The sequence below is a fragment of the Legionella worsleiensis genome, from assembly GCF_001467535.1.
GTDB classification, from domain to species: Bacteria; Pseudomonadota; Gammaproteobacteria; order Legionellales; family Legionellaceae; genus Legionella; species Legionella worsleiensis.
In genome coordinates this window covers 200603-210321 of record NZ_LNZC01000027.1, presented here as the reverse complement: position 1 = coordinate 210321, position 9719 = coordinate 200603, and the positions used below count along the sequence as shown (strand labels likewise).

Below are 9719 nucleotides of genomic sequence, written 5' to 3'. Positions count from 1 at the left end.
ATTTAATTCCCTCCCTAAAATTAAGGGCGGAATTCTAATGCTTTTTATTCAAACTACAAGCTCATGTGCGTAACATAAGTTATTCAGTATATGATTTTCCACTCGCTGCTGAATATTTTGAATAAGCGCATTGAGTTGTTCATCATTTTTAGGATAAAGTTTAATTTTGCCTTTAAGCTCAATAAGCTCATCTAAAGATAATTTATGTAAATACCCCGCAGCTATAACCAAAGCAGAAGATTCGACCGCGGCATATATTTCCTGATTGCTTAGGGAAAAAGTGCATTGCGGGTTGACTGTGTTGACATCTTTAAGTGGCATTGCAGTGGCAAAAGTCTTGAAATGGGCACCGATTTTCAGCAGAGCTTGTTTCACTAATCGCTGAGCTAATTTAGTTTTTCTCGCTTCAACTTCTATTGATAGGGTGGATTGAGCTGTATTTTCTTGCTCAGGATTTTCGTTTAATGCACTGACCAAAAAATCAGAGTGTATCCTGGTATCCTTTAAGCTATAAAGTGCTCCTGCTTTTTCAAGAACCATGTATGCAATAATATTTGTTGTTTTTAAATCAACTTTCTGCCTAAATTGGTTGAAGCGTTTATTTATAGAATCAAACATACTCATGGTGACTGTCTCTTTTATCTTCGATGTTTTTGTACTTTATTTGAACACATCAGGGGCGGTTTGTCAATAATTATTAGCATGCGTGTTCTTATCACTTTAGACCAGTATTTTTAGAATAAACCCAACATGCATTGATTCATTACTAAGTTATTCACATTTTTTGGGGATAACCTTGTGAATTAGATGCATATAAAGAAGCATTCAGGCTGTTCTACCTGGAGTATTATGAAAATTACAGGTTGTCTCCGGTGATTTCAGTTTGTCCAATATTGACCAGTGTGATTTCCATTGATACAATTATTTTCTTTTTATCACCAGGTGTTTCATAATGAGTGCTTCTTATTCCGAGATTAAAGACAAACTTATAGAAGATTTCATTTCGAATTTAATCAAATCAGGCCGTAGAGATGATTTAATTTTTGAATCAACCGCAAATCCCCCAGTCCAAATTGAACAATGGTTTATACGCAAAAGCAGCATGCCTGGCTACGTTACTTTAGGAGTACAAAACAATGGGAAGGCGGGCTGGATTAGGAGAACTGATATTCAGCTGGATGAAATTTTAAATGGCAATTTCAAGTGTTTAGAAGAATTTAATTTAAGGCTTGAGTTATCACAACTTCTTCTTCCTGAAAAAGTGCAAGAGTTGCTTCGCTCTTATGCCAGTGAGAAGTCTTTTGTAACAAGTGCCTCTTATTCTGTGATCAACAATCCTTATACGGCAAAGCGAATTTTTGAACTCATTGGTTTAGGTCATATAAATTGTTTGATTTTTGAATCATCCGTAGATTTTTCTATTGGTGGTGAACAATGGTTTATAAGAAAAAGCAGTAAGCCTGATCATGTTACTTTAAAAGTACAAATCAAAGGAGAGCATCGCTGGATAAGAATAACTCTTGATGAGTTATATCAGGTTTTAAACGGCAACTCATCGTGGTTGGGGGTTGATGGTGGAACGCTAAAGCTATCACATCTTGTACTTCCTGAAAGAGCGCAACAGTTGATTTGCTCGAGTGATGAGCTAAAATCTGTCGCAGCCACGCATCCTCGTGATAAAACGTACACACTTACACCCGAAGAATTATCAAAAATTATTGATTCGCAGTATCTCAGCTTTCTTTTATTTGAATACGCTGCACGACCAGTGATTGCTCCTGCGCAATGGTTTTTGCGTAAAAGCACGGAGCCGAATAATGTAACTTTGGTATGGCAAACCCTTGAAGAGAGTAAAACTTTAGAGCTTACAACCACTCAAGTTGATGAGCTGTTATCTGGCGCTTTAGTGTCGGAAGTTGGCTGTTTACTGAAATTGTCCAATATAGTAGTTCCTGAAAGTGCAGCACAGTGTTTACGTCAGCTGCAAAAGCCGTCTCCACGTTTTTTTACCTTTCTTAAGCCTGGTGAAACAGTTGCTAGTATTGACAGTATTCATCCGGTATTACGTGATTTTGTGAGGTAGTTCATTGAATAAATCAAGCGACTTTAACTCGCTTGATTTAAATAAAAAAAAGTAACACCTCACCATCCCCAACCCTTGCTGCGCTCGTGGTCGGTATGGCAGGGTGTTACAAAAAATTAAATTAACTGTTAGGGTTTGTTGACATTTCACCGCTGCCTACGTGCCGTGGCTTGTCCACGGCATCCAGTAGCCCTCAATCATAGTCAAATTTCTTCATGTAGATCGCACCATTAGGTATTAAGTTTTTTAATTAGATTCAATTTCCACTATCTTGGCCAATTTTTGAAACGTTTTTCACGGCGAGCTGCTTCAATATACAACTCATCCATTTCATAATAAACCAGCATGTGTACGTTATATTTAGCTATGAAGCCGGGTATGAATTTATTTTTGTGTTCACAAGTACGCTTAATAAGGTCTGTCGTAGCTCTTACATAAAGAATGCTGTTAGTCAGAACCGTTGTATTATGAGTTTGCTCCTCTTAATCAATCTAATAGAAAGTTTATATTTTGACTTGACCATCTACTGGATGCCGTGGACAAGCCACGGCACGTTGGCGTTGGTGAATTATCAACAGACCTTAGTTAACAGCGTGAGTGGATAAGCTAATTACCTGGAGAATAGCTGGATGATGAACTTGCTGCATGGTGATGTGATGCCTCTTCTTGTAACGCAGCAAATGCTTTATCACGTGTTGAAAACATTAAAATATCAGGATTTCTTAAACTAATGCCCGGGTTATTTTCCATCAGACTCAAGCGTGCGTCACGATATCGTTCCGCCATCAGGGCACCTAATTCCGAACTCACTTGGCTCAGTACAGCAAGATCATTCAGCTTGCTTGGCTGAATTCCTGGACCCACACCCTCTACAATAAAGGATATGGTCGAACTCAGTCCTTGCCGTTGTAATTCGGTATTAAAGGCACGTTGCACTTGTCTTGCCATTCGCCCGGAATGAGGTTGCTCGGCAATAATCATGAAACGATAAACACCTTGGGTATCGGGTAGTAGTTCAGCATTCTTTATTTTTTGTATCATAATTTCGACTATGTCCCTGGCGGACTGATCCGTTGTCGCTCGCCAATGACCTTCTTGCACTGCACTGTCAACTACGGCTATGGCTTTACCTTGACACATTTTTTCCAGCAGGTAATTAACCATCATGGTTTCGGTGACGCCATCGAGAAACTCTCGTCGTGCTGCGCCACTGCCTTTTTCAACATATACAGCCTTTCTACCTGTAGCTTCTGCTACCTTTTCCATTAGCTCCTCGCTATCCAGACCTTTGGATAGTTCGCGATTGCCACTAAGTGCCCATACCAATCCGCTGTCTACTGCAAGTTGATTAAAATACTCAATTCGTGACTCAACTCGTGGAGAAGACGCACCCATAATTGCCGTACCACAATAAGAACTTTTCATAGGCGGCTGAGGAGTAATCACTCCCATTTGGGTCGCTAAATCACCGAACCGTTCTTTATGTTGCTCCATCCAGGTCTTGGTTTGTAATCGGTCTCTTTCAACCCCGAAACTTCGGTCAAAAGCGGTTTGTTGAAGAAAGACTATCAGGTCAATAATGTCTTCCACCTTAAACAGTGGATCATTACAAAAATACTCAAAAAAAACGTCAGTAGAAAAACCTCCATCAGCTCGTGCTCTTAAACACGCTTGATGCAACTGGCTGACAAGCTCACTGTTAGAGCAGCTAAATGGTTTGGCAGCTGCGAGATAACTAATCGCTTTTCCAAAAAGTTCAGGGGTTAAATAGCCCGCAATCTCCAGATAATGAAACAGTGCAGCGGCATGTGCTTTGGGCTTTATGATGCTTTGGGTGTTCCCATCTGAATCTCGCAGAGCAACAGCGGTTATGTCCAGATAGTTTAAGGCTTTTGCCAGATTTGCATGCATTAGGGAATCCTTGTTGAGAAATGTTGGCTTATTGTATTTAATGCACATTAAATTGTCAATTGAGTATAAAGTTGACTTTTATTTAACCTAAAAGATTATAATTTTAAGAATTACCAAGTAAATTTGATTAAAAACCGATCTTGAAGGACATTCTGTTTTCATCTATAGTCTGGCTTCGTTTAATAATGTGTGACTTTATTATGTCTGATTTGAGTAATTATTTGCTGAGAGAGCGGTCTATTAAGGAATTTCTGGGGATTATGGGCTTTGATTTGACCCAGTTTCGAGTATCCAGTGTAGACGATTTTTTCCTTTTTGATCTTAACGATATGGAACTGGTTGACGAGTTTGCTAATAAACTTAACGCCATCATTAAGACGCATGACGAGAATGGATTTCAATCGTTAAAACTGATAGACCTTATTGATGCTGAAATTGCTCAGGCAACATGCACCAATGACTCTATGCTTGAAACGCACAGAAAATCATGCAGGGCGATATTGGATATTATCAAAATGCAAGGTGCGCATTTTGTTTTTTCGCAAGAATCAGGTTTGCTTGAGATGGCATTACCCGATCCGGCTTATGCTTCTATGCTCAATCTTCTGAATTATAAGCAATTATCTGTTAGTCCTGAAGGTACACTAGTTTTTGATCTTAAAAAATATCTGCACAATACTACGGCTCATATGATCAAAATAATACAAGATGACCCCAAGGAATCTCCTTTATTGTTTTTAAATACGAATATTTTGCAGGCCAGGCAAATGTACTATGCGACCCAAAAACTGGATGATGGCCGAGTTGAAGTCACCCCTTATTTTTTTGTTCCTCACGCTATAACGCCTCCAAACTATCATTTTGTTCTTGATGTGAGTGTTTCTATGGAATCGGCACTGCCCGATCTAAAGAAAAGTGTTAAATCCCTGGCGGATCAACTTTTTGTTTTTCAACCTGATGCAGAATTGACTATAACCACTTTTTCAAGAGGCGTGAAGCAAATAGGTGTTTATAAAGTGGGGGATTTAGAACGGTTGTATCGCAATGTTGATGACCTGGTAGCCGAAACGCACACGCCTTTATACGAGGTAACTGCGGACTTTGTGGAACGGATTAGTAATGCTGATAATCAAAACAATGTGTTACTGTTTACCGATGGTCAGGATTATGGTTCAAAGCCAGATTCAGATCTCAGAATTCAGATGTTAATGCGTCGCTTGGAGGGGTCATCAACTCTTGTAGCACGAAATAAATTTAACGTGATCAGCTACCGCATAGGTCAGGATAACTTGATGCATGATGTGGCGCAATTATTTTCCAGTGAGGTTATCGAAACCGCAAGTGCTGATTTTGTTGCAGCTCAATCTGATCCTGAGCTATTGATGAGATGGGCTGCTGCTCGTGAATTGTTTTCTATTCGTGCTGTTGTGACCGATAAAATAGGCGAACAAACTACAAAAAGCTATGGCCTGAGCCTGGACATGTCGGGTCAATTGACTCGTCTTGATTCAATAATCTGTGAGCCTGGCGAGCAGTTGGATATTGTGGTGAGTGATAGCAGTGGAACGCTTTTGTTACAGGACTCCCAAACTTTTATCACTCAGGCTACGGCGCAGGAAACAGCTGATGATTCCAGTTTTCTTCCTAAATTCTTTTTAGATTGTGCCGATCGCTTGATTGAAGCTGCCAGGGGCTACATCACGGACGTTGCTCCTACTTGCCCTAACTATTTTCCTCCCAAGCAACCTGATTATTGGCAAACAAACAGCCAGGTTTTCTTTGGTGGGGGGCGATCTAACGGTTATTGCAACAGTAGCTTACAAATTGCCAGCTCTTCGGTCCCACAGTTAGGTGGCGGAGTGTAATTATTTTATCTCTTCCATTAATCCCTGATCGCTTGCGGTCAGGGATTATCTAAAGGTCTTTGGGGATATATTATTCACTCACCCTAGGCACGAAACCCTATTAACTCGTCTTTTACAGGGATATACAAATCCCGGTTGCGTACAGCCAAGCTCCCTTTTTTAAAAAATCAGTACATGACCGGTTTTTTAGTGTAACGAATTTTTAAGGATGGTTATCCTTAAGTGAGATAAAAATAAATCCTTAAAGCCTCAGACCGTATTGTTTTATCTGCTTTAAAGATATCAGACTCTTTAAAAACGATCGTTATTGCTTTATAATTGAACAAAATTGCTGCTGTAATAGAGAAAAGTCATGTCTGAAAAAGAAATTAATGTAGTTGGTATCATGATTAGTGCAAACCCCAATGATTATCAACTGTGTCACATGGATAGCACCATTTCGAGTGGCAATAATAAAGGGGTATTTGGCTCCAAATTGATTCATGGTTATAGACATGTCGTCTCATTTTTAGCCAATCATTTGCCAGATAATGCCGAATTTATCGTTGTTTATGACGTCTCCTGCACTAATAAGAAGGAGCATATCACATCTTGTCTTGAAAAACTGCCCAAATCCAGTAATGGTAGTTTACCTGTTTTAATCGCAATAGGCCATGAACAGTTCCCATTAGGTGAAGAGATTACAACACAAGTATCTAACATAAAAGAGGTAGTGCATACCAAAACAAACAGCCAATTGCTAAACTACATTGTCGAGATTGAGTTGCGTGATCGCATCAAAGATCAAGAGCGTTTATTTTGCCTGGAAAAGAAACAAACTGAGTTCAATAACCAATTAAACATCATTCGAGTTAAATCTGAACAATTGCGGAAAGATGGTCACCTAGTCGCAGCGAAAGCGGCAACAGCACTTTATGAGAAGCTCACTGAAAGCTCAAAAACATACTTGGCCAATCCAACTGAACAAGCATACATTAATTTCAAAAATCAGGCTAAAAATGATATTAATGAGGCTCATAAAGAACTGGATAAGCACAGAGGTTGGAAACGGGTTTTAGGGAATATTCTACTTGCTATTTTAGGTTTTGGAATTTTATATCTAGCCGCATTGGCAATGAACAAAAATCTGTTCTTCAATAAAACTGACTCTGCTGACAAATTAGATAATCTTGAAAATTACATAGACAGCTCTATTCATCAACCAAGGTGAATAGAGCAGTTCAAGAAATAGGGTGCATTTTCTGTGTCATCAACTCTCGAAAAGACCAAAAAAATTATCAGTAAGGCTAATAATTTAATGTCACTCTGAGAGAACGGTAAGCTTTCTTTACCAGAATAGAACATGACACCGTATTGAAATTTTGAAGGATTAACGTTTGCTAAAATCGTGCGTATTTAAAGTTGCCGATGTTTTTTATTATTTCTGTGAGGTGTAAAGATCGCAAATTAAAAGTGCAATCAAACAAGAAGACTCACTAATAGGGTTTGGTACGTATTGCGCACTGGCTGTCAGTGGCGCATGCTCCTGCGTTATTATGGGTATTGGCGTAAAATCATATAGAGTCTTATCTAATTTTCCTGTACAGCAACAAGAAGGGAAATACTATTAAAGCCGGAATAACCCCAAGCAGAAACCAAAGAATAGGAACGTATTGATAAATATTTAAGGAAGGAACTATTCTATCAATTAAACGGTATACACTAAAAAACAAAGGTCTTTGAATGCCGATTACCTTTATTGATGGCTCAAGATTTTGTGCAGCTCGTCGTCCTGACTCGGCAGCACTTTCCATTTCAAACATATCAGTGTCTGTTTTAGTATAAGCGGTGGCAAAATACATATTTTTTAAATGTGTCTTATTCTCGGGTCGTAAATAAAATGTACCTTGATTCGTACTAAATTTAGGCTCATAAGTATCTAATTTTTTTCCATTATAAACATAAGTATCCCAGACGTTGTAATCAGTTATTTGCACCGCATCCAAATGCAAATATTGATTAAACTCTGATTGTAATATTTGATACCAAACTTCTTCTTTAATTTCCTCATGAGAACATTCTACAAAAGGTTTTTTGATTAGAAGTCCCGGATGAACTGAATCACATAAGCCAATTGACCATAAATCAGCAACTCCGTTGTAGTTTTTATTCCAAATCGATCCTTGCGGCTCAATGACTAATTGCCAGGGACTATCAGGTATGTACATTGCTGTGTTTTTACAAGGAAGATTAATTTTTTTATCAAAATAAAATTGGATACTCGTCATCAGTTGATAGGAACGCTTGGCTAACGTACTTATTCCAGGAATTTTCAATGATTCGAGACGAGTTACACTTTCTACTGGTAGGGAGCAGAAATAGACATCACCAGATATTTGGGTATTATCAGCCAAAATAATATGTTTTATCGCATCCTGCTCAACATCAATTGCTGTTATTTCAGAGTTTAGATGAAAAGTTGCGCCTTTACTCTCAAGGTAGATTTTCCAATGATCAAACCACGCCTCATTTGTTGGTCCATTCATTACACTAATTGGGCGATTTAATATTTTAAAGGACTCCAGGGTTTTTGCAACAGAGGGTACATTAACTTTTTCAGCATCAGCCCCTAGATATGGCCCCATAATATTGATGATGTATTTTTTCATGTCATGACAAAGCGAATTATCCGGATTAATGTAATTAGCCCAGGACAATTTATCCAGAGCATTTAATCGCTCAGTCGAAATTAAAAAACAATATATTATTTTATTTAAAACCTGGATTTTTTGTTTTAACGGAACTTTTTTAAAAACACGCCGCAAATCGAATAAAGTGCTTGGCCGATTGTTCATATGTACTATTGTTTGTTGATCGGCTATCAAATAATCAGAAATATCAATTAGATTATCATGAACCGTTTTGCTTGCATCATGTTTTAAGGGTATTTGCTTTAGAATATGCCGTAAATTAGTATAATTAGGTCCATAGATACGCCAGCAATATTCTGTTGGTAACATCGTACCATCTCTTTTTTTCAGACCACTTCTGGCCATGCCACCGATTATGTCATGTCGATCATAAAGATGAATTTCATAATTTGAATCTATGGAGTTAACAAGTTCGTGAGCTACTGTCAATCCACCGATACCACATCCCATTATAATAATTTTTGGCATTACTCGATAACCTGGCAAAACAGCTTATCAATCAGTAAAGCAAAATTTAGACTAGTTGTAAAATGTAAGTCATTAATATTTCATGTCAATATGTGCAAATATTTGACAAAAAGACTTATTTGAACTATATTTAAAATGTAGGTACTGTTGAAGCATTCATGCTGAAATGGTCCAACAACATAAAACCACTCTTGAGTGGTTTTATGCTATTTACGGTCCTAGGTACTTCAATCCTGAAATTTAGCACAGCTCAAGTGGTCATTTTTTGCGAGTTCAGCACAGACGCTTTGTGTCACCATAATTAACGTTCCATATTAAGTTGCAACCCAAATTTAGTAACGTGTTATAGGGTAAATTCTTTCAAAAATGCCCTCAAGAAAAGTATTGCCTACAAAATGAGCTATACTTTATATGTAGTCTAACTCGTCAAGGAAGAAATCATGCTAGGAACAATCATTTTAGTTTTATTAATCCTTTTTCTCCTTGGTGGTTTACCTCGCTGGGGTTATAGTCGAGAGTGGGGTTATGGGCCAAGCGGTCTTATCGGGCTTATACTGGTGATCTATTTAGTGCTTGTTTTAATTGGTCGGATACCTATAGGATTTTAGATACCAGTCTATCAATCAATAAGCTATTTTAATCAGCCTGTATTAGACGAAGTCCTAGTACAGGAAGTTTTCTCCAGTTTTATGCCCCCCAAGT

Annotated in this window: 7 protein-coding genes and 2 pseudogenes; 5 read left to right on the top strand and 4 right to left on the bottom strand. The window is 38.2% G+C overall.

The window, feature by feature from the left end:
• Positions 1-48: 48 nt before the first annotated feature.
• Positions 49-624, bottom strand: a complete 576-nt coding sequence (locus Lwor_RS10495) for a hypothetical protein (RefSeq protein ID WP_058493827.1) — start codon at positions 622-624, stop codon at positions 49-51.
• A 328-nt stretch (positions 625-952) separates the two neighbouring features.
• Between Lwor_RS10495 and Lwor_RS10490 the strand changes: the two genes are divergently transcribed.
• The gene (locus tag Lwor_RS10490) at positions 953-2083 is read left to right on the top strand and encodes a hypothetical protein (protein WP_058493826.1); all 1131 of its coding nucleotides are present in this window, start codon (positions 953-955) and stop codon (positions 2081-2083) included.
• Between the two features lie 230 nt (positions 2084-2313).
• On the opposite strand, the pseudogene Lwor_RS14140 reads toward Lwor_RS10490, so the two are convergent.
• Both Lwor_RS14140 and Lwor_RS10485 read right to left on the bottom strand, forming a co-directional pair.
• A pseudogene (locus Lwor_RS14140) lies at positions 2314-2538 on the bottom strand (GIY-YIG nuclease family protein).
• A 151-nt stretch (positions 2539-2689) separates the two neighbouring features.
• Positions 2690-3994: a hypothetical protein gene (locus tag Lwor_RS10485; protein ID WP_058493825.1), complete on the bottom strand. Its 1305-nt coding sequence runs from the start codon at positions 3992-3994 to the stop codon at positions 2690-2692.
• A 200-nt stretch (positions 3995-4194) separates the two neighbouring features.
• Between Lwor_RS10485 and Lwor_RS10480 the strand changes: the two genes are divergently transcribed.
• From Lwor_RS10480 to Lwor_RS14345, 3 genes and pseudogenes are all read left to right on the top strand, one after another.
• Positions 4195-5859: a vWA domain-containing protein gene (locus tag Lwor_RS10480; RefSeq protein WP_058493824.1), complete on the top strand. Its 1665-nt coding sequence runs from the start codon at positions 4195-4197 to the stop codon at positions 5857-5859.
• A 352-nt stretch (positions 5860-6211) separates the two neighbouring features.
• Positions 6212-7069, top strand: coding sequence for a hypothetical protein (locus tag Lwor_RS10475; protein ID WP_058493823.1), 858 nt, complete (start codon positions 6212-6214; stop codon positions 7067-7069).
• 255 nt (positions 7070-7324) lie between these two features.
• Positions 7325-7414, top strand: a pseudogene (locus tag Lwor_RS14345) (IS5/IS1182 family transposase); the annotation flags it as partial.
• Positions 7415-7424: 10 nt separating this feature from the next.
• Here Lwor_RS14345 and Lwor_RS10470 read toward each other — a convergent pair.
• Positions 7425-9017 carry an FAD-dependent oxidoreductase gene (locus Lwor_RS10470; protein ID WP_058493822.1) on the bottom strand — a complete coding sequence of 531 codons (1593 nt, stop codon included), beginning with the start codon at positions 9015-9017 and terminating at the stop codon, positions 7425-7427.
• Between the two features lie 440 nt (positions 9018-9457).
• Here Lwor_RS10470 and Lwor_RS13345 point away from each other — a divergent pair, with 440 nt between their 5' ends.
• Entirely contained in the window at positions 9458-9625 is a 168-nt protein-coding gene (locus Lwor_RS13345; RefSeq protein WP_065235854.1) for a DUF3309 family protein, read from the top strand.
• The last annotated feature ends 94 nt before the right edge of the window (positions 9626-9719 follow it).

Excerpts from the sequence above, each read along its gene's own strand:
- Lwor_RS10490 (WP_058493826.1), top strand. The coding sequence starts at position 953 with ATGAGTGCTTCTTATTCCGAGATTAAAGACAAACTTATAGAAGATTTC.
- Lwor_RS10475 (WP_058493823.1), top strand. The coding sequence starts at position 6,212 with ATGTCTGAAAAAGAAATTAATGTAGTTGGTATCATGATTAGTGCAAAC.
- Lwor_RS10495 (WP_058493827.1), bottom strand. The coding sequence starts at position 624 with ATGAGTATGTTTGATTCTATAAATAAACGCTTCAACCAATTTAGGCAG.
- Lwor_RS10480 (WP_058493824.1), top strand. The coding sequence starts at position 4,195 with ATGTCTGATTTGAGTAATTATTTGCTGAGAGAGCGGTCTATTAAGGAA.
- Lwor_RS10485 (WP_058493825.1), bottom strand. The coding sequence starts at position 3,994 with ATGCATGCAAATCTGGCAAAAGCCTTAAACTATCTGGACATAACCGCT.
- Lwor_RS10470 (WP_058493822.1), bottom strand. The coding sequence starts at position 9,017 with ATGCCAAAAATTATTATAATGGGATGTGGTATCGGTGGATTGACAGTA.
- Lwor_RS13345 (WP_065235854.1), top strand. The coding sequence starts at position 9,458 with ATGCTAGGAACAATCATTTTAGTTTTATTAATCCTTTTTCTCCTTGGT.